The organism is Pseudomonas sp. MIS38 (assembly GCF_019891575.1).
GTDB classification, from domain to species: Bacteria; Pseudomonadota; Gammaproteobacteria; order Pseudomonadales; family Pseudomonadaceae; genus Aquipseudomonas; species Aquipseudomonas putida_A.
The window spans coordinates 135,642-161,267 of sequence record NZ_JAFLXF010000009.1 but is presented as its reverse complement, the minus strand read 5'-3'; the positions used below and the strand labels follow the sequence as shown (position 1 = coordinate 161,267).

Annotated in this window: 19 protein-coding genes and 1 pseudogene; 15 read left to right on the top strand and 5 right to left on the bottom strand. The window is 61.3% G+C overall.

Translation table 11 applies throughout. The features are described 5' to 3' along the window. Positions 1-19: 19 nt before the first annotated feature. The 4 genes from J1G18_RS12880 to edd form a co-directional block, all read right to left on the bottom strand. Positions 20-1,489: an ATP-binding protein gene (locus tag J1G18_RS12880; protein ID WP_098965246.1), complete on the bottom strand. Its 1,470-nt coding sequence runs from the start codon at positions 1,487-1,489 to the stop codon at positions 20-22. Beyond that, positions 1,479-2,210, bottom strand: a complete 732-nt coding sequence (locus tag J1G18_RS12875) for a response regulator (RefSeq protein WP_007917879.1) — start codon at positions 2,208-2,210, stop codon at positions 1,479-1,481. Before J1G18_RS12875 ends, J1G18_RS12880 begins: the two co-directional genes overlap by 11 nt. A gap of 214 nt (positions 2,211-2,424) precedes the next feature. Then, on the bottom strand, positions 2,425-3,384 hold the full coding sequence (locus J1G18_RS12870) for a glucokinase (RefSeq protein WP_223007802.1): 960 nt from the start codon (positions 3,382-3,384) through the stop codon (positions 2,425-2,427). After that, positions 3,381-5,207 (bottom strand): phosphogluconate dehydratase, encoded by a 1,827-nt coding sequence (gene edd, locus J1G18_RS12865; RefSeq protein WP_047599558.1) that lies wholly within the window; start codon positions 5,205-5,207, stop codon positions 3,381-3,383. Before edd ends, J1G18_RS12870 begins: the two co-directional genes overlap by 4 nt. Before the next feature lie 220 nt (positions 5,208-5,427). Between edd and gap the strand changes: the two genes are divergently transcribed. The 9 genes and pseudogenes from gap (at position 5,428) to J1G18_RS12825 (ending at position 16,296) form a co-directional block, all read left to right on the top strand. After that, positions 5,428-6,429, top strand: coding sequence for a type I glyceraldehyde-3-phosphate dehydrogenase (gene gap, locus J1G18_RS12860; RefSeq protein ID WP_223007801.1), 1,002 nt, complete (start codon positions 5,428-5,430; stop codon positions 6,427-6,429). A gap of 191 nt (positions 6,430-6,620) precedes the next feature. Next, complete coding sequence (locus J1G18_RS12855; RefSeq protein ID WP_027612557.1) at positions 6,621-7,139, top strand: RNA polymerase sigma factor; 519 nt, start codon at positions 6,621-6,623, stop codon at positions 7,137-7,139. 124 nt (positions 7,140-7,263) lie between these two features. Continuing rightward, on the top strand, positions 7,264-8,229 hold the full coding sequence (locus J1G18_RS12850; protein WP_134787170.1) for a FecR family protein: 966 nt from the start codon (positions 7,264-7,266) through the stop codon (positions 8,227-8,229). 122 nt (positions 8,230-8,351) lie between these two features. After that, positions 8,352-10,937, top strand: a complete 2,586-nt coding sequence (locus J1G18_RS12845; RefSeq protein WP_223007800.1) for a TonB-dependent receptor — start codon at positions 8,352-8,354, stop codon at positions 10,935-10,937. A 112-nt stretch (positions 10,938-11,049) separates the two neighbouring features. After that, the gene (locus J1G18_RS12840) at positions 11,050-11,646 is read left to right on the top strand and encodes a biliverdin-producing heme oxygenase (protein WP_223007799.1); all 597 of its coding nucleotides are present in this window, start codon (positions 11,050-11,052) and stop codon (positions 11,644-11,646) included. 164 nt (positions 11,647-11,810) lie between these two features. After that, on the top strand, positions 11,811-12,206 hold the full coding sequence (locus J1G18_RS12835; protein ID WP_097085930.1) for a YbaN family protein: 396 nt from the start codon (positions 11,811-11,813) through the stop codon (positions 12,204-12,206). 333 nt (positions 12,207-12,539) lie between these two features. Beyond that, positions 12,540-13,847: pseudogene (locus tag J1G18_RS28415) on the top strand (chemotaxis protein); the annotation flags it as partial. 150 nt (positions 13,848-13,997) lie between these two features. After that, positions 13,998-14,753, top strand: a complete 756-nt coding sequence (locus J1G18_RS28410; RefSeq protein WP_371260381.1) for a methyl-accepting chemotaxis protein — start codon at positions 13,998-14,000, stop codon at positions 14,751-14,753. 196 nt (positions 14,754-14,949) lie between these two features. Continuing rightward, positions 14,950-16,296, top strand: coding sequence for a CoA transferase (locus J1G18_RS12825; RefSeq protein WP_223007797.1), 1,347 nt, complete (start codon positions 14,950-14,952; stop codon positions 16,294-16,296). Between the two features lie 120 nt (positions 16,297-16,416). Here J1G18_RS12825 and arcD (J1G18_RS12820) read toward each other — a convergent pair whose 3' ends face one another. After that, positions 16,417-17,844, bottom strand: a complete 1,428-nt coding sequence (gene arcD / locus J1G18_RS12820) for an arginine-ornithine antiporter (RefSeq protein WP_134787175.1) — start codon at positions 17,842-17,844, stop codon at positions 16,417-16,419. Positions 17,845-18,267: 423 nt separating this feature from the next. On the opposite strand from arcD (J1G18_RS12820), the gene arcD (J1G18_RS12815) reads away from it, so the two are divergent. The 6 genes from arcD (J1G18_RS12815) (at position 18,268) to J1G18_RS12790 (ending at position 25,384) form a co-directional block, all read left to right on the top strand. Continuing rightward, a complete protein-coding gene (gene arcD, locus J1G18_RS12815; protein WP_047599542.1) occupies positions 18,268-19,695 on the top strand; it encodes an arginine-ornithine antiporter in 1,428 nt (475 codons plus the stop codon). A 31-nt stretch (positions 19,696-19,726) separates the two neighbouring features. Then, positions 19,727-20,983 carry an arginine deiminase gene (gene arcA, locus J1G18_RS12810; protein WP_139054332.1) on the top strand — a complete coding sequence of 419 codons (1,257 nt, stop codon included), beginning with the start codon at positions 19,727-19,729 and terminating at the stop codon, positions 20,981-20,983. Positions 20,984-21,052: 69 nt separating this feature from the next. Continuing rightward, positions 21,053-22,063 (top strand): ornithine carbamoyltransferase, encoded by a 1,011-nt coding sequence (locus J1G18_RS12805; RefSeq protein ID WP_003227481.1) that lies wholly within the window; start codon positions 21,053-21,055, stop codon positions 22,061-22,063. Positions 22,064-22,255: 192 nt separating this feature from the next. Continuing rightward, the gene (gene arcC, locus J1G18_RS12800; RefSeq protein WP_135296418.1) at positions 22,256-23,185 is read left to right on the top strand and encodes a carbamate kinase; all 930 of its coding nucleotides are present in this window, start codon (positions 22,256-22,258) and stop codon (positions 23,183-23,185) included. A gap of 63 nt (positions 23,186-23,248) precedes the next feature. Continuing rightward, on the top strand, positions 23,249-23,611 hold the full coding sequence (locus J1G18_RS12795; RefSeq protein ID WP_223007796.1) for a DUF5064 family protein: 363 nt from the start codon (positions 23,249-23,251) through the stop codon (positions 23,609-23,611). 264 nt (positions 23,612-23,875) lie between these two features. Continuing rightward, on the top strand, positions 23,876-25,384 hold the full coding sequence (locus J1G18_RS12790; protein ID WP_095137042.1) for a sigma-54-dependent transcriptional regulator: 1,509 nt from the start codon (positions 23,876-23,878) through the stop codon (positions 25,382-25,384). The last annotated feature ends 242 nt before the right edge of the window (positions 25,385-25,626 follow it).

The following is a 25,626-nucleotide window of genomic DNA, read 5'->3' as shown; positions in this document are numbered from 1 at the left end:
GGTGAGGGGCTCTTTTGATCTAATCCGCCGAACGCGGCAACTGCAGGGTCACGCGCAACCCGCCCTCACGCAAATTCTGCAACGTCACCTCACCGCCATGGCTGTGAGCAATGTTGCGCGCAATGCCCAAACCGAGACCATAACCCTGCTGCTGGCCGGCCAAGCGAAAGTGCGGCTCGAACACCTGCTCCAGCCGCTGCTCCGGTACGCCCGGGCCTTCGTCGTCGACGTGCAGGACGAACGCGCGCTCATCGTCGTCGATGTGCAGATGCGCGTTCTGCCCATACTTCAGCGCATTGTCGATCAGGTTGCCGATGCAGCGTTTCAACGCCAGAGGTTTGCCTGGATACGCCGCCAGCGCCTTGCCCTGCTGGGTCACGCGGCCATTGCCGTTGGGCGCCAGGTAAGGCTCCACCAGACAATCGAGCACATGATTGAGGTCGACCGGTTCGATGTTCTCGTGGATGTCGGTGTCTTTCACGCACTGCAGCGCGCCTTTGACCAACAACTCCAGTTCATCCAGATCGCGACCGAACTTGGCTTGCAGCTGCTCGTCTTCAAGCAGTTCGACGCGCAAGCGCAGACGGGTGATCGGCGTGCGCAGGTCATGGGAAATCGCGCTGAACAACTGGCTGCGTTCGGTCAGGTAGCGGCTGATACGCTCGCGCATGGTATTGAACGCACGGCCCACTTCCACCACTTCGCTGCCGCCGCCCTCGGCCACCGGCTCGACATCGGCACCCAGCGACAGATCCCGCGCCGCCCGCGCCAGACGCTTGAGCGGCCGGCTCTGCCAGTGCACCAGCAGGCCGATGAACAGCAGCAAAAAGCCGCTGGTAAGGACGATGAACCACACCTGCTGTGCCGGCAGGCCTTGCTCTTCGAGACTGGTGTAGGGTTCGGGCAGCAACGAGGCGATGTACAGCCATTCGCCCGGCGCCATTTGAATCTGCGTGACCAGCACCGGCGGATTCACCGGTTCCAGCGTCAGTGCGTAATGCGCCCACGAGCGCGGCAGCTCATCGAGTTTCAGCCCGGCATTGAAGATCCGCAGATCCTCGGGGCTGACGAAGGTTACCGAGATATCGGTATCGTGGCCCAGCGACTGGCGCAACACTTCGTCCACCGCTTGAATCACCGCAGCCTTGCGCGGGGTGATCGGCAGCACGTCCATACCCAGCGGCTTGTCGTTGAGCGTCACCACAAAACGGGTGCCGCCCATGCTGCGCAACTGGTCGAGTACCAGCGGCCGGTACGCCACCGGCAACGAGCGGAAATAGCTGACGCTGGCGGTCATCGAATGGGCCAGGCTGCGGGCGCTGGTGACCAGGCCTTCGAGCTGGGTGGCGCGCAGTTGCGAGACCCAGATCACGCTCGACAACGTCTGCGCAAACAACACCGCCAACAAGGTCAGCAGCAGCATCCGCCCAAGCAGCGAACGCGGCACCGGCACCTTGCTGGCGAGCCGGCGCAGCGACTCAGTGAGCATTGCCGGCAACCACATTGGCTGCCAGTTGGTAGCCGCTGCCGCGCACGGTGCGGATCAGTCGTGGCGGTTTTTCTGTATCGCGCAGACGTTGGCGCAAGCGGCTGACGGCCATGTCGACAATCCGGTCGAGCGGCATCAGGTCACGGCCACGGGTGGCGTTGCCGATGGTGTCGCGGTCGAGAATTTCCTGCGGATGATCGAGAAACAACTTCAGCAGCGCAAAGTCGGCACCGGAGAGAATCACCTCTTCGCCGTCGGTGTGGAACAGTCGATGACTGACCATGTCCAGCCGCCACTCGTCGAAGGCCAGTACGTCGCTACCGCTGCGTTCCTGACCGAACTGCGCGCGACGCAGCAGCGCCTTGATTCGGGCTTGCAGTTCGCGGGGGCTGAAAGGTTTGCCGAGGTAGTCGTCAGCGCCGAGCTCCAGCCCGATTACCCGGTCGGCTTCGTCGGAACTGGCGGTGAGCATGATGATCGGCACCTGCGCCTGGCGCGGATGCTGGCGCACCCACCGGCACAGGCTGAAACCGTCTTCATCGGGCAGCATCACATCGAGGATCACCAGATCGCTCGGCGCCTCGTTGAGTGCCTGGCGGAAACTGGCGCCATCGGCGGTGGCCCGCACCTGAAACCCGGCGCGGGTCAGGTAGGTTTCCAGCAACTCGCGTATTTCCTGGTCGTCATCGACCAACAATATCGACTTGTTGACTGAGCTCACTTCGAAGGCATCCTTGTTGTTGGAATTGGGGCGGATTATGCCTTAAGCATCGAACTTGCAAACACCACAGAACCACTGTGGGAACAAACCTGTGGTGAGGGGATTTATCCCCGATGGGTTGCGCAGCGACCCTGGAAAAACCGGGCCTGCTTCGCAGGCCATCGGGGATGAATCCCCTCGCCACAAAGGCTCGCTCCCACAATTGGATTGCATTTCAGGTCGGGATTGCTTGCTCCAGTGCCACACCGGCCCCCACCAGCCCGGAATACGGCGCCGTCACCAGCCACACCGGAATGCCCTTGAAGTAATCGCTCATGCAGCCCTTGTCGGCGAAGCTGCGGGCAAAACCGCTTTCGACGAAGAAATCGGCAAAGCGCGGAATCACCCCGCCAACGATGTACACGCCGCCACGCCCACCGGTGGTCAGCACGTTGTTGCCGGCCACGCGGCCGAGCCAGCAGCAGAACTGCTCCAGCACTTCCAGCGCGATCGGATCGCCAGCCAGGCCGGCTGCGGTGATCGCTTCCGGCGTATCGAGTGTCGGCTCATGCCCATCCACCGCGCAGATCGCCCGATACACCCGAGGCAAGCCGCCGCCGCTCAACGCAGTCTCGGCGCTGACGTGGCCAATCTCGTTGTGGATGTGCTGCCAGAGCTGGGTTTCACGCGGGCTGCTCAGCGGCAGATCAACGTGACCGCCCTCCCCCGGCAAGGCGGCAAACCGCCCTTCGCCCAGATCGAGCAAGGTGCCGACGCCCAGGCCAGTGCCCGGGCCGATCACCACCGCCGGGCGCAACGGCTCCGGCGTGCCTTCGCAGACCACGCGGAATTCACCGGGCTGCAAACGGGTCATGCCCAGCGCCATCGCCGAGAAGTCGTTGATCAGCAGCAGTTGCTCGACCTGCAAGGTCTGGCAGAACGCCGTGCGGCTCAGGCGCCAGTGGTTGTTGGTGAATTTGAATTCATCACCACTCACCGGCCCCGCCACCGACAGGCACACCGAACCGATCGAACCCGGCGCCAGACCGAGGCCGCTCAGGAACAGGCTGATCGCCTGTTCCGGGCTGGCGTGGTCGGCTGTCGCCAGCACCTGAACCGATTGCAGTTGCTGGTTTTTCCACAACGCGAACCGCGCGTTGGTGCCTCCGATATCACCGACCAAAGCCAGTTTCAATTAAGCGTCTCCAGGGCAGAAGTGAAGGCGCTGGCGCCCTGCTCCGCCGAGCTGAAGGCCAAACGCATGAAGCCAAACAGTTCGCGACCGCTGCCGATGTTGTTGCCCAACAGGCCTTTGGCAGGTTCGCGCGCTGCAAATTCGGCGGCGTCGACCTTGAGTTCCAAAGTGCCTTTGACGCCATCGACGCGGATGATATCGCCCTCTTGCACCCGCGCCAAAGCACCACCGACATAAGCTTCAGGACTGACGTGAATCGCCGCCGGGATTTTCCCCGACGCGCCGGACATGCGCCCGTCGGTGACCAGCGCGACTTTGAAGCCGCGATCCTGCAGCACGCCGAGGAACGGCGTCATCTTGTGCAGCTCGGGCATGCCATTGGAGCGCGGGCCCTGGAAGCGCATCACCGCGACAAAATCCTTCTCCAGCAGACCGGCCTTGAACGCATCGGCCAGATCCTGCTGATCCTGGAACACCATGGCCGGTGCTTCGACGATCTGGTTTTCCAATGCCACCGCAGAAACCTTCATCACACCGCGACCGAGGTTGCCTTCCATCACCCGCAAGCCACCCTCGGCGGAGAATGCACGGGCGACCGGGCGCAGGATGTTTTCGTCGAGGCTTTCGATCGGGCCTTCGCGCCACACCAGTTCACCGTTATCGAGGAACGGCTCTTTGGTGTAGCGGCTCAGACCGTGGCCAAGCACGGTGTTGACGTCTTCGTGCAGCAGGCCGGCTTCGAGCAGTTCGCGGATCAGGAACGACATACCGCCAGCAGCCTGGAAGTGGTTGATGTCGGCTTTACCGTTCGGGTAGACGTGGCTCAGGGTCGGCACGACTTCGGAGAGGTCGGCCATATCCTGCCAGGTCAGCTGGATGCCAGCGGCCATGGCGATCGCCGGCATGTGCAGAGTGTGGTTGGTCGAGCCGCCGGTGGCGTGCAGCGCGACGATCGAGTTGACCAGCGCTTTCTCGTCGACGATTTCGCCGATCGGCATGAAGTTGCCATTCTGCTTGGTCAGGCGCGTGACCTGATGCGCGGCTTCGCGGGTCAGGGCATCACGCAGCGGGGTGTTCGGGTTGACGAACGAGGCGCCCGGCAAGTGCAGGCCCATGACTTCCATCAGCAATTGGTTGGTGTTGGCGGTGCCGTAGAAGGTGCAGGTACCCGGGCTGTGGTAGGACTTCATCTCCGATTCCAGCAGCTCTTCGCGGGTCGCCTTGCCTTCGGCGTACTTCTGCCGCACGTCGGCTTTTTCCTTGTTGGAAATCCCCGAGACCATCGGCCCGCCCGGGACGAAGATCGTCGGCAGATGGCCGAAGCGCAGCGAACCCATCATCAGCCCCGGCACGATCTTGTCGCAGATGCCGAGCATCAGCGCGCCGTCGAACATGTTGTGCGACAGCGCCACCGCCGTGGACATGGCGATCACTTCGCGGCTCGGCAGGCTCAGCTCCATGCCCGGCTCGCCCTGGGTCACGCCATCACACATCGCCGGCGTACCGCCGGCGAACTGGCCGACCGAGCCGATTTCGCGTAGGGCGTTTTTGATCTGCTGGGGAAAGACTTCGTACGGCTGGTGCGCCGAGAGCATGTCGTTATACGAAGAAACAATGGCGATGTTCGCCGAGTTCATCATCCGCAAGCTGTGCTTGTCTTCGCTGCCGCACCCGGCCACGCCGTGGGCGAAGTTGGCGCATTGCAGCTTGCCGCGCATCGGCCCGTCGGTAGCGGCACCGCGAATCAGTGCAAGGTAAGCCTGACGCGTGGCGCGGCTGCGGGCGATAAGCCGTTCGGTGACCTCAAGGACGCGGGGATGCATGTGTAGAACTCCAGGCTAACGGATGTGGCGACCTGATTGTCTATGCTGATCAAACGCCGTTGTTGTTGGAATGACAGACGGCTTTTTTGACCATTCGGACCAGTTGATTCAGGTCACTCGTTGTAGATAAAACAAAATATTGCCACTAAAAAGGCTTGTTTTCTATTTTTATGCGAATAATCTTGTAATTCCAACAACAAAACGACGGCGGCGCTGTTCAATGACTCTTCGAATCGCAATCAATGGTTTTGGCCGCATCGGCCGTAATGTCCTGCGCGCACTGTATACCCAAGGCTATCGACAGGATTTGCAGATCGTCGCCATCAACGATCTGGGCGACAGCGCCATCAATGCCCATCTGCTCAAATATGACACCGTTCACGGCACATTCGACGCCGAAGTGGCTCACGACAACGAAAGCCTGACGGTCAATGGCGACCGCATTTCGGTCAGCGCGATTCGCAACCCGGCCGACCTGCCGTGGGCCGCGGAAAAAATTGATGTGGTGTTCGAATGCACCGGTCTGTTCACCGACCGTGCCAAAGCCGCCGCGCATCTTACTGCCGGCGCGCGCAAAGTCATCATCTCGGCCCCGGCCAAGGGCGCCGACGCCACGGTGGTTTACGGCGTCAACCACGACATTCTGCGCCAGTCGCACCAGATCATCTCCAACGCTTCGTGCACCACCAACTGCCTGGCGCCAGTGGCGCAGGTGCTGCACCGCGAGCTGGGGATCGAAAGCGGCCTGATGACCACGATTCATGCCTACACCAACGACCAGAACCTGACCGACGTTTACCACACCGACCCGTACCGCGCGCGTTCGGCCACGCAGAACATGATCCCGAGCAAGACCGGCGCCGCTGAAGCGGTAGGCCTGGTGCTGCCGGAACTGGCGGGCAAACTGACCGGCATGGCCGTGCGGGTGCCGGTGATCAATGTGTCGCTGGTGGATCTGACCGTGCAGTTGAAGAAGGAAGCCACGGCCGACGAGGTCAACGCGCTGATGAAGGCGGCCAGCCAGCACTCGAAAATTTTGGGTTACAACACGTTGCCGCTGGTTTCCAGCGACTTCAACCACAACCCGCTGTCGTCGATCTTCGATGCCAACCACACCAAAGTCAGCGGCAAACTGCTGAAGGTGCTGGCCTGGTACGACAACGAATGGGGCTTTTCCAACCGCATGCTGGATAACTGCCTGGCGCTCTGCAACGCGGAATAATCCCCTCCTCCCATGTGGGAGCGGGCTTGCTCGCGAAGGCGTCGTGTCAGGCAATTAATGTATCGACTGACTCACCACATTCGCGAGCAAGCCCGCTCCCACAGGTTTTTGATTTCAATCTGAAATCAACACTTGACCACTTGACTGGATGATAAGCATTATCATTCGCTCGAAATGGATCAGGTTCCCCCGTGAGTCAATCGCGCTTCAATCATGTCTTCCTCTCTCAGCGCACGTCCCTGCTGCGCACGATCGAGCGGATGGTCAACAACCACAGCACCGCCGAAGACCTGTTGCAGGAGACCTACCTGCGCGTCACGCGGGCGCTGAGCGAGCGCGCCATCGATCACCTTGAACCCTTCGTGTTCCAGACCGCGCGCAATCTGGCGCTGGATCACCTGCGTGCGCGCAAGATCCATTCGCGGACCATGGTCGATGACGTGCCACAGGACGTGGTGCACAGCGTCGCCGCCCCCGCCAGCAGCGCCGAAGACGCCGCCCACGCCGAACAATTGCTGGAGCGCCTGAACGTGAGCCTCAGTCAACTCAGCCCCCGCCAGCAGCAGATTTTCATCCTCAGCCGCCTGCACGGGCACAGCTACCAGGAAATCGCCGACGAGTTGAATGTGTCCCTCAGCACCGTGCAGAAGGAACTCAAGCTGATCATGTCGATCTGCATCGGTGTCGCCGAGCGCTTGAATGGCGACTGAGGCCAAAGGCGTTTGCTGTCATCCACAGGATCGACTGCACTGATCATTGGGCTTTGTTACCCTTGGCCGACTTTTACGCTTCACTTAAAAAACAGCCGTGCACAGACACTGCCGAGGAAACACCGTGACGGACACCCACCGCTCGCCTTCGCCCGCAACGGCGCAGGACGCCGCCCGTGCAATGGACCAGGCTCTGGACTGGCTCATCGTGCTCGGCAGTGCGGACGAAGAGCAGACCCGGCAATTTCACGCATGGCTGGCGGCCGATCCGTTGAATGCCGAGGCGTTCGCCAAGGCTCAGGCGATCTGGGACGGGCCGCAAGTCGCCCTATGCGCGCAAAGCCTCGCGGCCAAACCGGCGAAAGTCACCGTCCTCAAGCGGTTGCGTCCGCACTGGAAACCGTTGGCCACCGCTGCGGTGCTGATTCTGGGCCTGTTCAGTTTCAGCAATCTGCCGATGCGCCTGCAGGCCGATCACCTGACCGTGGTCGGCGAGCGTCAGCGCCTGCAACTGGAGGATGGCTCCAAAGTGTTGCTCAACACCAACTCGGCATTCTCCAGCACCATCAATGACCGGCAGCGCGTGGCGCGGCTGTATCAGGGCGAAGCGTTTTTCGAAGTGGCTGCCAACCGTGGCCAGCCGCTGCAAATCGATGCCGGCCCGGTGCAGGCCAGCGTGCGCGACACCGCGTTCGCCGTGCGCTATCTGGACGGCGTCGCGCAGGTCAATGTGCAACGCGGTGATGTCGATCTGCGCGCCACGCACAACGACGCACGAGTGCGTTTGAGCGCCGGCGAAAGCATTCGCATCGGCCCCAACGGTTTCGATCGTCCGGCCAAGCTCGATGCCGCCACCGATCTGGCCTGGGTTCAGGGCCGACTGGTGTTCGAGAACTGCCCGTTGAATCAGGTACTGGCCGAATTGCGCCGCTACTACCCGGGCTGGATCATCAACACCAACGAGCAGTTGGCCGACGTCAACGTCACCGGCAACTACCGCCTCGACCAGCCGCTGGACGTGGTGCGTTCCCTCGCCCACATCACCTCGGCGCGCCTGCAGGAATTCCCCGCGCTGGTGATCCTGAACTAAATGAGAATTATTTTTACTCGATAGCCAAAGCCCGTTCGTCTCGTTATAGCCAATGCAATTGATTCGCATCTTCGGAGACGGATCAGCACCTATAAAGATTCGTGCGACACGGAGCGCTATCGATGTCCTCTCGCCTTACCCGCCAGACTGCTTCCCCTTCCCGCGTATTGTCGCTGCTGACGGCCGCCATCCTCATGGCCGGCACCGCACCGCTGATGGCTGCCACCGAACAACCGGCGCGCAACATGGGTGATTATTCGTTCTCGATCGGCCAGCAACCGCTGGTGTCGGCGCTCAATGCCTTTACCAGCGTCACTGGTTGGCAGGTCGGCTTGCCGGCGGAACTGGGTCAGGGTGTTTCGTCGCCGGGCGTGCGCGGTTCGCTGCCGCCGGAAAAAGCCCTGGAGCGCCTGTTGGTGGGGACCAACCTGAGCTTCCGCAAGCTGAGCAACAACAACGTGGTGCTGGAAAAGCGCAATAACAGCGGCGCGCTCAATCTGGATCAGGTGACCATCAGCGCCACCCGCCAGGAACAGTCGGTCAACAGCGTGCCGGCCACCGTCACCGTGCAGACCCGCCAGGATCTGGATCGCAACAACGTCAACACCATCAAGGATCTGGTGCGCTACGAGCCGGGCGTGTCCGTCGGCGGCGCCGGCCAGCGTGGCGGTATCAGCGGCTATAACATCCGCGGCATCGACGGCGACCGCATCCTGACGCAGGTTGACGGCGTCGAAGTGCCGGACGGTTTCTTCAACGGCCCGTACGCCAAGACCCAGCGCAATTACGTCGACCCGGAAATCGTCAAACGCGTGGAAATCCTCCGGGGTCCGGCCTCGGTGCTGTACGGCAGCAACGCCATTGGCGGCGCCGTCAGCTACTACACCCTCGAGCCGGACGACATCATCAAGCCCGGCAAAGACGTCGGCGCTCGCTTCAAAACCGGTTACAGCTCCGCCGATGAGAGCTGGCTGAAATCCGCCACCGTCGCCGGGCGTGCCGAGCAGTTCGACGGCTTGCTGCACTTCAGCCAGCGCGACGGTCACGAAACCGATTCCTACGGCAGCAACAACGGCACGGGCCTGGCGCGCACCGCTGCCAACCCGGAAGACGTCAAGGCCACCAACGTCCTGGCGAAGATCGGCTGGAACTACAACGAAGATTCCCGTCTGGGCCTGACCTACGAGAAGTACAAGGACGATCGCGACACCGATCAGAAAAGTGCCTACGGCGGCCCGTACTTCAACGGCGCGCCGACCATCCCCAACAGCATGCTGCCCGGCGGCATGTACCAGTGGCGCACCGGCAATGACACCATCACCCGCGAGCGTTTCGGCCTCGAGCACAGCTTTGCCCTCGACAGCCTGCTGGCCGATAACGTGAAGTGGAGCCTCAATCACCAGATCGCCAAAACCGATCAGAGCACCGAAGAGTTCTACTATCCGATGACCCGTAAAGTGCTGCGCACCCGCGACACGGTCTACGAGGAAAAACAGTGGGTATTCGATGCGCAACTGGACAAGGCCTTCGCCATCGGTGACACCGATCACGTGCTGACCTACGGCACCACGATCAAGCAACAGAAGGTCACCGGCTCGCGCAGCGGCGACGGCAAGTGCCTCGCGGTCGGCCGTGGCTGCACCGCCATCGGCGCCACCAGCGCGGCGGATGTGCTGAAAAAATCCAGCGACTTCCCGGACCCGACCATCAACACCTACAGCTTGTTCGCTCAGGATCAGATCAGCTGGAACCAGTGGACCTTCCTGCCGGGCCTGCGCTACGACCACACCCAGCTAAAGCCGCACATCACCCAGGAATTCCTCAACACCGTGGCCGCCGACGGCAACGGCACGGTCAGCGACGCGAACAAGAGCTGGCACAAAGTCTCGCCCAAATTCGGCCTGACCTACGCCCTGACCGAAAATTACACCTGGTACGGCCAGTACGCCGAAGGTTTCCGCACGCCGACCGCTAAAGCGCTGTACGGACGCTTTGAAAACAGCACCACCGGCTACAACGTGGCGCCCAACCCGAACCTGGAACCGGAGAAAAGCAAAAGCTATGAAACCGGTCTGCGCGGCAACTTCGAACAAGGCTCGTTCGACGTGGCGGTGTTCTATAACAAGTACCGCGATTTCATCAACGAAGACGCGGTCACTCCCGGTTACGACGAGCTGACCTTCCAGTCGAGCAACATCAAGCACGCGACCATCAAGGGCGCCGAAGTCAAAGGTCGCCTGAACCTCGATGCGTTCGGCGCGCCGCAGGGCCTCTACACCCAAGGCTCGATCGCCTATGCCTACGGTCGCAACAACGACAACGGCGAGCCACTCAACAGCGTCAATCCGCTGACTGGCGTATTCGGTCTGGGTTACGACCAGAACAATTACGGCGGCCTGCTGAGCTGGACCGTGGTGAAGAAAAAGGACCGCGTCGACGACAGCAACTTCAAATCGCCGGATGGCGTCAGCAGCCAGTTCAAGACCCCGGGCTTCGGCATTCTCGATCTGGCCGGCTACTACAAAGTCACCGACGACGTCACCGTCAGCGGCGGCATCTACAACCTGACCGACAAGAAATACTGGCTGTGGGATGACGTGCGCGGTTACGACAGCGTCGGCGAAGCCTCGGTGACGCAACCGGCCAACCTCGATCGTCTGACCCAACCGGGCCGCAACTTCACGATCAATCTGGTCTGGGACATCTGATCCGGACGGCCCTGCGACGCGCATTGTTCAGCGCGTCGCAGGGCTTTTTTTTACGGTTTGGCACCTGCCCGTTCGTCTCGTTATCAAGCGCCTCTTTTATCAAGGACACCCCATGACCACATCGGAAAAAGCCCTGCGTTCACAACGCCTGAACCAGATCACCCACGAGCCGCACAGCAAGCTCGACGCCCTGGTCAAGGCCCACGCGCCGTTCGAGACCCGCGCCAACTTCGCGCGTTTCGTGGTCGCGCAGTACCTGTTCCAGTCGGAACTGGTCGATCTCTATAACAATGCCGAACTGACTGCCATCGTCCCGGATCTGCCGGCCCGTTGCCGCGCGGATGCGGCCAAGGCTGACCTGGCGGATCTCGATACCGATATCCCGCCACCGGTGGCCGGTGCGCTGAAAAACCCGAGCAAAGCCCGTGCATTGGGCTGGATTTTCGTCTCCGAAGGTTCGAAGCTCGGCGCTGCGTTCCTGATCAAACGTGCGGTGGCGCTGGAGCTGAGCGAAACCTTTGGTGCCCGTCACCTGGGTGAACCGGAAGGCGGCCGTGCCGAAGGCTGGAAAAGCTTCGTGCGCACCCTCGATTCCCTGCAGTTCACGGCCGAAGAGGAAGCCGAAGTCGAGCAAGGCGCAATCGACGCGTTCAACCGCTTCACCGTGCTGCTGGAACAGGCTTACGCCACAGAAGCCGAACCGGCCTGACCCAACACAAATCCCTACTGTGGGAGCGGGCTTGCTCGCGAAAGCGCTGTGTCAGCCACCTCATATGTCACTGACACACCGCTTTCGCGAGCAAGCCCGCTCCCACATGGGAACAGCGCGAGCCTGTAGAATCCCCGATTCGTCTCACTGTACTCCCCGAGCCCATGCCGCAACCCGCCACCTCAAAACTCGCCCGTCTGCTGTTCGGCCTGCTGGCCTACGTCAGCCTCGGCATTGGCCTGATCGCCATCGTCGTGCCCGGCCTGCCGACCACCGAGTTCATCCTGCTCGCCGCCTGGGCCGCGACTCGCAGCTCGCCGCGCCTGAGCGCCTGGCTGGAAAACCATCGGCTGTTCGGGCCGATCCTGAGCAACTGGCGCAACGGCAAGATCATCGCGCGCAAAGCCAAGGTCAGCGCCACGATCAGCATGCTGCTGTGCGCGACGTTGATGCTGGTAATGCTCGATCACGGCTGGCCGGTGTATCTGGCAATTGCCGGGATGAGTCTGGGCAATCTGTGGATCTGGTCGCGCCCGGAAGCGCTCCCCTCCTCTTCCTGACCTCCCACTATGCTTTGTGGATGTGGCTTTTGTGGTGAGGGGATTTATCCCCGATTGGCTGCGCAGCAGCCACTAAATCAGGCATCCGCAGAGTTTCAGTTAAAACTGGTTGTCAGGTTTTGGGCCTGCTGCGCAGTCCATCGGGGCGGTGCGATGTTTCGCTAAATCCCCTCACCACAAAGCCTCATCACCAGCATTTCCTCAGCGTTCATCAGGCTGAAACTTCCCTGTAATTAATCGCCTTTTCAGCACATTCCCCTGCGCAAACGTTTAGCGCTGACCGTTCGTCGGCAAGCGCCTCATGCCCTCTCGCTGCGCGCCGATGAGCAATGCATGGCGCTGAATGGATTTGGCGAACCGGGTAGTTCATCCCGTGGCCACCTGCTCATTCATTCACGAGATCGCCCCATGTTCGACTCTCTCTCCATTCGCCTGAAAATCGTCCTGCTCTCCGGCCTGTGCCTGCTGGGTGTGGTTGCGCTGATCGTCGGCATGAACATTTACCAGACCAACCAGAACGACGATCTGGTCAGTGACTCCAGCAGCAAGATGCTCACCGCCAGTGTGCAGAACCTGTTGCAGGCCAAGGCGGCCGAACAAGCAGTGCGGGTGCAGAAGACCTTTGGCGAAAGTCTGACGGTGATCACCGCGCTGGCCGATCAGATCAAGGACATGCGCGCACTGGCCGCCAAGCGTTCGCTGGACGCCGGGGCCCTGCGTGAAGAGTTGAACCAGAGCCTGAAAACCGCGTTCGAGCGCAACGACAAGGTGCTCGGCATCTGGCTCGCCTTCGAACCCAACGGCCTCGACGGCAAGGACAGCGAGTTCGTCAACGATGCCGCGCGTCAGTCCAATGAAGCCGGGCGTTTTGCAACTTACTGGAGCCGCGCTGCCGGCTCGGCGCTGAACACGATCATGGTCGAAGAAGACATGACCAAGACCACCCTCAGCGTCAGCGGCACGCCGTACAACAGCTGGTACACCTGCCCTCGCGACAACAAGCGTACCTGCCTGCTCGATCCGTATGCCGACACCGTGGGCGGCAAGGAAATGTTGATGACCACCATTTCCGTGCCGTTGATCGTCGACGGCAAGGCCATCGGCGTGGTCGGTGTCGACATCGCCCTCGATGCCCTGCAAGCGGCGGCGGTGGAGTCCCAACGCAACCTGTTCAACAACGCCGGGCACATGCTGATCGTTTCGGGCAGCGGCGTGCTCGCTGCTGACAGTTCCGATGCGACCAAGGTTGGTAAAAAGATCAGCGATACCCTCGGTGCCGATGGCAAGGATCTGCTGCAACTGGTCAGCAGCGGCACGCCGAAGATTCTCGAACAGGGCGAGCTGATTCGCGCGGTGTATCCGGTCGATCCGATTGGCAACTCGCGGGCCTGGGGTGTGGTCATCGACTTGCCGAAACAGGTGCTGCTAGCCGACTCGGTCAAGCTGCAAGCGGTACTCGACGATGCGCAGGAAACCGGTGTGCTCACTGCGTTGCTGGTGGCTGTGGTGGCCGGTCTGGTCGGTCTGCTGCTGATCTGGCTCACCGCCTCGGGCGTGACCCGGCCGATCAACAGCGTCGCCGAGATGCTGAAGAACATCGCCAGCGGTGAAGGCGATCTGACCCAGCGCCTGAACTACAGCAAGAAGGATGAACTGGGCGAACTGGTGAACTGGTTCAACCGCTTCCTCGACAAGCTGCAACCGACCATCGCCCAGATCAAACAGAGCATCACTGAAGCGCGTGGCACTGCTGATCAGTCATCGGAAATCGCCCGCCAGACCAGCGAAGGCATGCAGGTGCAGTTCCGCGAAATCGATCAGGTCGCCACCGCCTCCAATGAAATGAGCGCCACCGCCCACGACGTCGCCAACAGCGCGTCGAACGCGGCCAACGCCGCCAAGGGCGCCGATCAGTCGGCCAGGGACGGCATGTCGATCATCGAGCGCAGCACCCGCGACATCAATCAACTGGCCGATGAAGTCAGCAAAGCGGTGACCGAAGTCGAAGCGCTGGCGGTCAACAGCGAGCAGATCGGTTCGGTGCTGGAAGTCATCCGCAGCATCGCCGAACAGACCAACCTGCTGGCGCTCAACGCCGCCATCGAAGCCGCCCGCGCCGGGGAAAGCGGTCGTGGTTTCGCGGTGGTGGCCGACGAGGTGCGCAACCTCGCCAAGCGCACTCAGGATTCGGTGGAAGAAATCCGCATCGTCATCGAACGCATCCAGACCGGCACCCGTGGCGTGGTCGCGACCATGCATTCGAGCCAGACCCAGGCGCACAACAACGCCGGGCAGATCCGGCAGGCGGTGGATGCGCTGGGCAAGATCAGCGATGCGGTGACGGTGATCAGCGACATGAACCTGCAGATCGCCAGCGCCGCCGAACAGCAGAGCGCCGTGGCCGAAGAGGTCAACCGCAACGTCTCGGCGATTCGCACCGTGACTGAAACCCTGACCGAGCAGGCCACCGAGTCGGCGGCGATCAGCAGCCAGCTCAATGCCCTGGCCAGTCAGCAGATGAAGCTGATGGATCAGTTCCGCGTCTGAAATCCACCACAGTCCCCTTGTGGGAGCGGGCTTGCTCGCGAATACGGTGTGTCAGTCACTTTATATGGCGCTGATACACCGCATTCGCGAGCAAGCCCGCTCCCACAGGGATTTGTGTTGACTCAGGAGATGAGGGTTTTCATCTAAGCCGAGATTTTTTTGCACTATCATCGCCCTCTCTCCCGGAGGGCCTTCGATGACTGATTTACTCACGTCCATTCAAGCCGCACTCGGCTTGCCCCACACGCCGATTCCGTTCACCGCCAGTGGCGCCCTGCCCTCGGCGTTCGCCGTCAGCGACCTGGCCTGCGCGAGCATCGGCGCTGCCGGTCAGGCCGTCAGCGAACTGCTCCGGCAACAGACCGGGCACTTGCCCGCCGTGGAAGTTGATCGGCGTCTGGCGTCGTTCTGGTTTGCCACCTCGTTGCGGCCGATCGGCTGGGAGATCCCGCCGCTGTGGGATCCGATTGCTGGCGACTACGCAACCGAAGACGGCTGGATCCGCCTGCACACCAACGCCCCACATCACCGTGCTGCGGCTGAAAGCGTGCTCGGTGCCTGCGCCGATCGCGCTGCCATGGCGGCGAAAGTCGCGCAGTGGAACAGCGCCGATCTGGAACAAGCGGTGGTCGAGGCCAACGGCTGCGCCGCCGAAATGCGCAGTTGGGCGCAATGGCAGCAGCATCCGCAAGGGATGGCAGTGAATGCCGAGCCGCTGGTGCATTTCATCGATTCGCAGGATGAAAAGGCCAACGCGTGGCAAGGCTCGGTGGCGCAACCGCTGGCCGGGCTCAAGGTGCTCGACCTGACCCGCGTGCTCGCCGGCCCCACCGCCAGCCGTTTTCTCGCGGGCCTCGGCGCCAACGTGCTGCGCATCGATCCGCCGAGCTGGAACGAGCCGGGTGTCATTCCCGACATGACTCTTGGCAAACGCTGTGCGCGGCTGGACCTGCAGCAACCGAGCGATCGCGCGGTGTTCGAAATCCTGTTGAAGGACGCCGACATTCTCCTGCACGGCTACCGTGCCGATGCCCTGGAACACCTCGGTTTCGGCGCCGAACGCCGTCGACAACTGGCGCCGGGGCTGATCGACGTCAGTCTCAATGCCTACGGCTGGAGCGGCCCATGGCAGAACCGCCGTGGCTTCGACAGCCTGGTGCAGATGAGCAGCGGCATCGCCGAGGCCGGACAGCGCTGGAAACAGGCTGACAAACCGACGCCGCTGCCGGTGCAGGCGCTGGATCACGCGACCGGGTATCTGATGGCGGCGAGTGCGATCACATTGCTCACTGAACGTTTGCGCAGCGGTCGCGGCGGTTCTGCACGCTTGTCACTGGCGCGCACCGCCAAACTGTTGATCGAACATGGGCCTGGGACGAGCGAAGCGTTGCGCGCCGAGGCTAAACAGGATCAAGACTCACGGGTGGAGCAGACCCCGTGGGGGCCGGCGCACCGCTTGCTGGCACCGGTGACGATCAGCGGGACGCCGCTGCAGTGGGCGTTGCCGGCTACTGAATTGGGTTCGCATCGCGCGCAGTGGTGATGACCATTCGGGCCTCTTCGCGAGCAAGCCCGCTCCCACAGGGGAATGCATTTCAAATGTGGGAGCGGGCTTGCTCGCGAAGAGGCCCGCACTGACACCACCGATGCACAATCAATCCACCTACAGCGACAACACCCCGCTGTACAAACCATACGCCGCCAGCCCCGCGCCGATCAGCACGCAGGCGAAAATGCCTTTCTCGACAGGGGTGAACAGCGGCTCGCCCTGCTCATGCTTGGCCTTGGCAAACAGCACCACCCCCGGTGCATACAGCAGCGCCGACAGCAGCAGGTATTTCACCCCGCCGGCATACAACAGCCACACCGCGTAGCACAGGGCGATGCCGCCAATCAGCAAGTCCTTGGTGCGTTCGGCCGAGGCATGTTCATAGGTTTCGCCGCGCCCGCTGAGCAACACCGCATACGCCGCCGACCACAGATACGGCACCAGTATCATCGACGAAGCGAGGTAGATCAGGCTGGTGTAGGTGCCGGCAGAAAACAGTGTGATCAGCAGGAATAGCTGAATCATCACGTTGGTCAGCCACAACGCATTGACCGGCACATGGTTGGCGTTTTCCTTTTTCAGGAACGCCGGCATGGTCTTGTCCCGGGCCGTGGCGAACAGGATTTCGGCGCAGAGCAGCGCCCATGACAGCAATGCGCCGAGCAGCGACACCGCCAGACCGAGGCTGATCAGCAGCGCGCCCCACGGCCCGACGATGTGTTCCAGCACCGCCGCCAGCGACGGGTTTTGCAACCTGGCCAATTCGGGCTGGCTCATGATCCCCAGCGACAGCACGTTGACCAGCACCAGCAGCGCCAGCACCCCGAGGAAACCGATCACCGTGGCGCGCCCGACATCGGTGCGTTTCTCCGCCCGCGCCGAATAGACGCTGGCGCCCTCGATGCCGATGAACACGAACACCGTGACCAGCATCATGTTGCGCACCTGATCCATCACCCCGCCGAAGCTCGGGTTGCTGCGGCCCCAGATGTCGCGGGTGAAAATGTCGGCCTTGAACGCCACGGCGGCAATCACGATGAACATGATCAGCGGCACGATCTTGGCGACCGTGGTCACCTGATTGATGAACGCCGCCTCCTTGATCCCGCGCATCACCAGAAAATGCACCGCCCACAACAGCACCGACGCGCAGCCGATGGCGATCGGCGTATTGCCCTGACCGAATACCGGAAAGAAGTAACCGAGGGTGCTGAACAGCAACACGAAATAACCGACGTTGCCCAGCCACGCGCTGATCCAGTAGCCCCAGGCGGACGAGAAACCCATGTAGTCGCCAAACCCGGCCTTGGCGTAGGCATAGACCCCCGAGTCCAGCTCGGGCTTGCGGTTGGCCAGGGTCTGGAACACGAACGCCAGGGTTAGCATGCCGATGGCGGTGATCCCCCAGCCGATCAGGATTGCCCCGGCATCGGCGCGGGCCGCCATGTTCTGCGGCAGGGAAAAAATCCCCCCGCCAATCATCGAACCCACCACCAGGGCGATCAACGCACCCAGTCGCAGCTTTTGCGTCGGTTGCGACATTCTTGTCTCCCTTCATTCATTTGTAACAACTATTAACTAAACGCCTGATACCAGACGACGTTTATCAGGTAATACCGAGAAACACTCGTTTATATATAGCGACTGACGCTAACGACTAGCACGCTAAGACAGTTTTGTGCGCGAATCCTAATAAATTAATTCTGTACTGAAAACAGATGGCGAAAATTTGCCAAAAGCTGAAAAGGAACTAGCGTGATAACTCTAAAGTAATAAGACCAATTCCCAACCACATCAGGCAAAAGCCTCTAGGACGGGCTTTCCAGGCGATAGCGTTATGCCTCCACTTGTTTCATAAGTCATTCATTAACAATGGAATGTGGCCATGCACTGATCTATGTCAGCTGATTGAACAGACAACAGATCTACGCTGTGAACTCTTCTCTCCTGCAATGGAGTCATGCAATGTCTGAAGCTCCCGGAAAACTACGACTCGGTGCACTGGTTGCCTTGGTAGTCGGCTCAATGATTGGTGGCGGGATATTCTCTTTGCCACAAAACATGGCCGCGAGCGCCGACGTCGGCGCGGTACTGATTGGCTGGGCCATCACCGCTGTCGGCATGCTCACCCTCGCTTTTGTCTTTCAAACCCTCGCCAATCGCAAGCCTGACCTGGACGGCGGTGTCTACGCCTACGCCAAGGCCGGATTTGGCGACTACATGGGTTTCTCGTCCGCCTGGGGTTACTGGATCAGTGCCTGGCTGGGCAACGTTGGCTACTTTGTTCTGTTGTTCAGTACCCTCGGGTATTTCTTTCCGATTTTCGGCGAAGGCAACACGGTAGCGGCGGTGATCGGCGCCTCGGTGCTGCTGTGGGCCGTGCACTTTCTGGTACTGCGCGGGATAAAGGAAGCGGCGTTCATCAACCTGGTGACCACCGTCGCCAAGGTCGTGCCGCTGCTGCTGTTCGTGCTGATCGCGGTATTCGCCTTCAAACTGGACATCTTCACCGCCGACATCTGGGGTGTGAAAAACCCGGATCTGGGCAGCGTAATGAACCAGGTGCGCAACATGATGCTGGTCACCGTGTGGGTGTTCATCGGCATCGAGGGCGCGAGCATCTTCTCGGCGCGGGCGGAAAAACGCTCGGACGTCGGCAAGGCCACCGTCATCGGTTTCATCACCGTGCTGCTGTTCCTGGTGCTGGTCAACGTGCTGTCGCTGGGCATCATGACCCAGCCGGAACTGGCCAAACTGCAGAACCCGTCGATGGCCGCCGTGCTTGAGCACGTGGTTGGTCATTGGGGCGCGGTGCTGATCAGCGTCGGCCTGATCATCTCGCTGCTGGGCGCGCTGCTGTCGTGGGTGCTGCTGTGTGCGGAGATCATGTTCGCCGCCGCCAAAGACCACACCATGCCCGAGTTTCTGCGCAAGGAAAACGCCAATCACGTACCGGTCAACGCCCTGTGGCTGACCAACGCGATGGTCCAGCTGTTCCTGATCATCACCCTGTTTTCGGCCAGCACTTACCTGTCGCTGATCTACCTCGCCACTTCGATGATTCTGGTGCCGTACCTGTGGTCGGCGGCCTATGCCCTGTTGCTGGCGGTGCGCGGCGAAAGCTACGAAGGCTTCGCGGCCGAACGACGCAAGGATCTGATTATCGGCGGCATCGCGCTGATCTACGCGGTGTGGCTGCTGTATGCCGGCGGGGTCAAGTATCTGCTGCTCTCGGCCCTGCTCTACGCACCCGGCGCGATCCTGTTCGCCAAGGCCAAGCTGGAACTCAAACAACCGATTTTCACCAACGTCGAGAAGCTGATTTTCGCCGCAGTGGTCGTGGGTGCCCTGGTGGCTGCCTACGGTCTCTACGACGGCTTCCTGACCTTGTAACCCTTGATTTGTAATCTGGAGGATCACTGCAATGACCACGGAAAAAGTTAAGTACGGCGTCCATTCCGAAGCCGGCAAACTGCGCAAAGTCATGGTTTGCTCCCCAGGTCTGGCCCACCAGCGCCTGACCCCGAACAACTGCGATGAACTGCTGTTCGATGACGTGCTCTGGGTCGCCCAGGCCAAGCGCGACCACTTCGACTTCGTGACCAAGATGCGTGAGCGCGGGATCGACGTACTGGAAATGCACAACCTGCTGACCGACATCGTCGCCATCCCGGAAGCGCTGGACTGGATTCTCGAGCGCAAGGTCACCGCCGACTCGGTGGGCCTGGGCCTGATCAGCGAAGTCAAATCCTGGCTGAAAAGCCTTGAGCCGCGACACATCGCCGAATACCTGATTGGCGGCGTATCCGCCGACGATCTGCCGGACAGCTTCGGTGGCAAGACCATCCAGATGTTCCGCGACTTCCTCGGCCACTCCAGCTTCATCCTGCCGCCGCTGCCGAACACCCAATTCACCCGCGACACAACCTGCTGGATCTACGGTGGCGTGACGCTGAACCCGATGTACTGGCCGGCGCGACGTCAGGAAACCCTGCTGGCCACTGCCATCTACAAATTTCACCCGCAGTTCACCAACGCCGATTTCGAAATCTGGTACGGCGACCCGGACAAGGATCACGGCAGCTCGACCCTCGAGGGCGGCGATGTGATGCCGATCGGCAACGGCGTGGTGTTGATCGGCATGGGCGAACGCTCGTCGCGTCAGGCCATCGGCCAACTGGCGCTGAACCTGTTCAAGAACAAAGCGGTGGAAAAAGTCATCGTCGCCGGCCTGCCGAAGTCCCGCGCCGCGATGCACCTGGACACCGTGTTCAGTTTCTGCGATCGCGACCTGGTGACGATTTTCCCGGAAGTGGTCAACCAGATCGTCGCCTTCACCCTGCGTCCTGACGAAAGCAAACAGGGCGGCATCGACATCCGCCGCGAAGAAGGCAGCTTCCTCGACACCGTGGCCAAAGCCCTCAACCTGCCGAAGCTGCGCGTGGTGGAAACCGGCGGCAACAGCTTCGCCGCCGAACGCGAGCAATGGGACGACGGCAACAACGTGGTGGCCGTGGAACCGGGCGTGGTCATCGGCTACGACCGCAACACCTACACCAACACCCTGCTGCGCAAGGCGGGCGTGGAGGTCATCACCATCAGCGCCGGCGAACTCGGCCGTGGTCGCGGCGGCGGCCACTGTATGACCTGCCCGATCATCCGCGACCCGATCGATTACTAAACCTCTGAGCCTTGGCCGCGACTTATAAAGCGCGGCCAGGGGGATAACCGACACCGAAGGAGATCCATCATGGCTTTTAACATCCACAACCGTAACCTGCTCAGCCTGGAACACCACACCCCACGCGAGCTGCGTTACCTGCTCGACCTGTCCCGCGATCTGAAACGCGCGAAATACACCGGCACCGAACAGCAACACCTCAAGGGCAACAACATCGCCCTGATCTTCGAAAAAACCTCGACCCGCACCCGTTGCGCGTTCGAAGTGGCGGCCTATGACCAAGGCGCCAATGTCACCTACATCGACCCGAACTCGTCGCAGATCGGCCACAAGGAAAGCATGAAAGACACGGCCCGCGTGCTGGGTCGCATGTACGACGCCATCGAATACCGTGGTTTCAAACAGGAAATCGTCGAAGAGCTGGCGAAGTTCGCCGGGGTGCCGGTGTTCAACGGCCTGACCGACGAATATCACCCAACGCAAATGATCGCCGACGTGCTGACCATGCGTGAACACGCCGACAAGCCGATCCACGAAATCAGCTACGCCTACCTCGGCGATGCGCGCAACAACATGGGCAACTCGTTGCTGCTGGTCGGCGCCAAGCTCGGCATGGACGTGCGCATCTGCGCGCCGAAAGCCCTGTGGCCGCATGACGATCTGGTCGATCGCTGCAAGAAATACGCGGAAGAATCCGGCGCGCGCATCACCCTGACCGAAGACCCGAAAGCCGCAGTCAAAGGCGTCGATTTCATCCACACCGACGTCTGGGTGTCGATGGGCGAGCCGGTTGAAGCCTGGGCCGAACGTATCCAGCAACTGCTGCCGTACCAGGTCAACAAAGAGCTGATGAAAGCCACCGGCAACCCGCGCACCAAGTTCATGCACTGCCTGCCGGCGTTCCACAACAGCGATACCAAGGTCGGCAAACAGATCGCCGAACAGTATCCGCACCTGGCCAACGGTATCGAAGTCACCGACGACGTGTTCGAGTCGCCCGCCTGCATCGCCTTCGAGCAAGCGGAAAACCGCATGCACACGATCAAGGCGATCCTGGTCTCGACCCTGGCTGATCTGTAACTGAAATAGCTCCCACTGAAGGAACCGAATCCCAATGTGGGAGCGGGCTTGCTCGCGAAAGCGGTGTGTCATTCAACAGAGATGTCGACTGATCCGCCGCCTTCGGGAGCAAGCCCCCTCCCACCAAGGCCCCCGGTTCCGGCAGTGCGACCGAGTCGTTTGCCATTCCTCTGTTTTAGAAGGACATGCACCATGCGTATCGTCGTAGCTCTGGGCGGTAACGCCCTGCTCCGTCGTGGCGAGCCGATGACCGCTGACAACCAGCGCGCCAACATCCGCATCGCCACCGAGCAAATCGCCAAGATCCATCCCGGCAATCAACTGGTCATCGCCCACGGCAATGGCCCGCAAGTCGGCCTGCTGTCGCTGCAGGCAGCGGCCTACACCTCCGTCACCCCTTACCCGCTGGACGTGCTCGGTGCCGAAACCGAAGGCATGATCGGCTACATCATCGAACAGGAACTGGGCAACCTGCTGGACTTCGAAGTGCCGTTCGCCACCCTGCTGACCCAGGTTGAAGTCGACGCCAAGGACCCGGCCTTCCAGAACCCGAGCAAACCGATCGGCCCGGTCTACGACAAAGCCGAAGCGGAAAAACTCGCCGCCGAGAAAGGTTGGGCCATCGCTCCGGACGGCGACAAGTTCCGTCGTGTGGTGGCAAGCCCACGGCCAAAACGCATCTTCGAGATCCGTCCGATCAAGTGGCTGCTGGACAAGGGCAGCATCGTGATTTGTGCGGGTGGCGGCGGCATTCCGACCATGTACGACGAGCACCGTAACCTCAAGGGCATCGAGGCGGTAATCGACAAGGATCTGTGCTCGTCGCTGCTCGCCGAGCAACTGGAAGCCGACTTGCTGGTGATCGCCACCGACGTCAACGCGGCGTTCATCGACTACGGCAAGCCGTCGCAGAAAGCCATCGCCGAAGCGCACCCGGATGAACTCGAACGCCTCGGTTTCGCCGCTGGCTCCATGGGGCCGAAGGTGCAGGCAGCCTGCGAATTCGCGCGCCATACTGGCAAGGTCGCGGTGATCGGTTCGCTCGCGGACATCGAAGCGATCGTCCAGGGCACTGCCGGCACACGCGTCAGCACGGCGAAGCCGGGCATCAGCTATCGATAATTAGAAACTCAAGGGCAGGCCCAGGGGGCTGCCCTTCTCCCATGCCTTGATCAGGAGAAACCCATGGCCATATTCAACCCCGGTCATTTGCACATCGAGCGACATGCGTTGACGCCAGATGACGTCAGTTACGACCTGTGTCTCGACTATGAAGTGTTCACCGATCCGCAAAAAGGCAAAGGGATACAGTTCACCCTGCACGGCAATATGCAGGGCAAGGACATGAAAGAGACCTTCTTCCTGCCCAAGGAAGAGGCTTACAACTTCGCCCGCGACGTGACCCGGATTGCCGAGAAGTACGGGATTCCAAAGACTCACAGCCAGATCGGTTCGGTGCACAAACATTACGATCTGATGTTTGAGGACATCCGGCAGAAGTTGAATATGCAATCCGGGGATCCAGTCAATCTCGAGCACTTCGAGTAACCCCAAAAGCCCCCTCACCCTAACCCTCTCCCGGAGGGAGAGGGGACTGACCGAGTTGCTCGCTCAAGGTACACCGACCTGAAATAGCGAGCCGAACTCAAGTTTTGAAAAGCCCCCAATCTGCTCCCTTTCCCCTCGCCCCTCTGGGGAGAGGGCTGGGGTGAGGGGTAGATCTCCAGCACGACAACAATCTCAAGATTTCACCCCAGTCCCCCATCAAGGCATACTTGCCCCCCTCCGCATTCCAGAACACTGAACCGCCCCATGCGTATCCACGTCAGCTTCATCGACCGCGTCGGCATCACCCAGGAAGTCCTGGCGATCCTCGGTGGGCGCAATCTCAATCTGGATGCGGTGGAGATGATCCCGCCCAACGTCTACATCGATGCACCGACCTTGAGCCCGCAAGTGCTCGAAGAGCTCAAAGATGCGTTGTTCCGGGTGCGCGGCGTGGAGGCCGTGGTGGTGGTCGACATCCTCCCCGGCCAGCGGCGGCACTTGCAGCTTGATGCACTGCTCGCGGCGATGACCGATCCGGTACTGGCCCTCGATAGCGCCGGCAAGGTGCTGCTGGCCAACCCGGCACTGATCGCGCTGTACGGGCGTGAACCGGCGGGGGAAAGTGTCTCGGAACTGTTCAACGATCCCGGCCTGCTGGAAACCCTGCTCGAACAAGGCTTCCGCCTGCCGCTGCGGGAAATCACCGTCAATGGCCAGACCCTGCTGCTGGACGCCACGCCGATCACCGACGCCGGCGCGCTGCTGACCCTTTATCAGCCAAACCGCATCGGTGAACAGCTCTCGGCATTGCACCATGACCACGCCGAAGGCTTCGATGCGCTGCTCGGCGAATCCCCGGCGATCCGCACGCTGAAGGCCCGCGCGCAACGAGTCGCAGCCCTCGACGCACCGTTGCTGATTCAAGGCGAAACCGGCACCGGCAAAGAACTGGTGGCCCGCGCTTGCCACGCGATCAGTGCGCGGCACAGTGCGCCGTTTCTCGCGCTGAACTGCGCGGCGCTGCCGGAAAACCTCGCCGAGAGCGAACTGTTCGGCTACGCCCCAGGCGCCTTCACCGGCGCGGCGCGTGGCGGCAAACCGGGGCTGATGGAACTGGCCAACCAGGGCACGGTGTTTCTCGACGAGATCGGCGAGATGTCGCCGTACTTGCAGGCCAAGCTGCTGCGCTTTTTGAACGACGGCAGCTTCCGCCGGGTCGGCGGCGATCGTGAAGTGAAGGTCAACGTGCGGATCCTCAGCGCGACCCACCGCGACCTGGAAAAAATGGTCAGCGAAGGCCTGTTCCGCGAAGACCTGTTCTACCGTCTCAACGTGCTCAACGTCGAAGTGCCGCCGCTGCGCGAGCGTGGTCAGGACATTCTGCTGCTGGCGCGTTACTTCATGCAGCAGGCCTGTGCGCAGATTCAGCGCCCGGTCTGCCGCCTCGCCCCCGGCACCTATCCGGCGCTGCTCGGCAACCGCTGGCCGGGTAACGTGCGCCAGTTGCAGAACGTGATCTTCCGCGCGGCGGCGATCTGCGAAAGCAGCCTGGTCGATATCGGCGACCTCGACATCGCCGGCACCTCGGTGGCGCGGCAGACCGACAGCGACGTCGACAGCCTTGAACAAGCCGTCGAATCCTTCGAAAAATCGCTGCTGGAAAAACTCTACGTCAGCTACCCCTCAACCCGCCAACTGGCCAGCCGCCTGCAGACCTCGCACACGGCAATCGCCCATCGCCTGCGCAAGTACGGCATCCCCAATAAACCGTAAGCCGCACGCGGTCAAAAATGTGGGAGCGGGCTTGCTCGCGAATGCGGTGGGCCATTCAACAGGGATGTCGACTGACCTGACGCTTTCGCGAGCAAGCCCGCTCCCACAGGGGGTTCATGTGACGGATTCGAAATCCGTTCAAAACCGACCTCCATCTGTACTGAAAGCGCTACAGCGGAACGATATCGATACACCATCCTCCGGCCGCCGCTGTGCAAGGCTTTGATCCGCTTCAGCTTTTC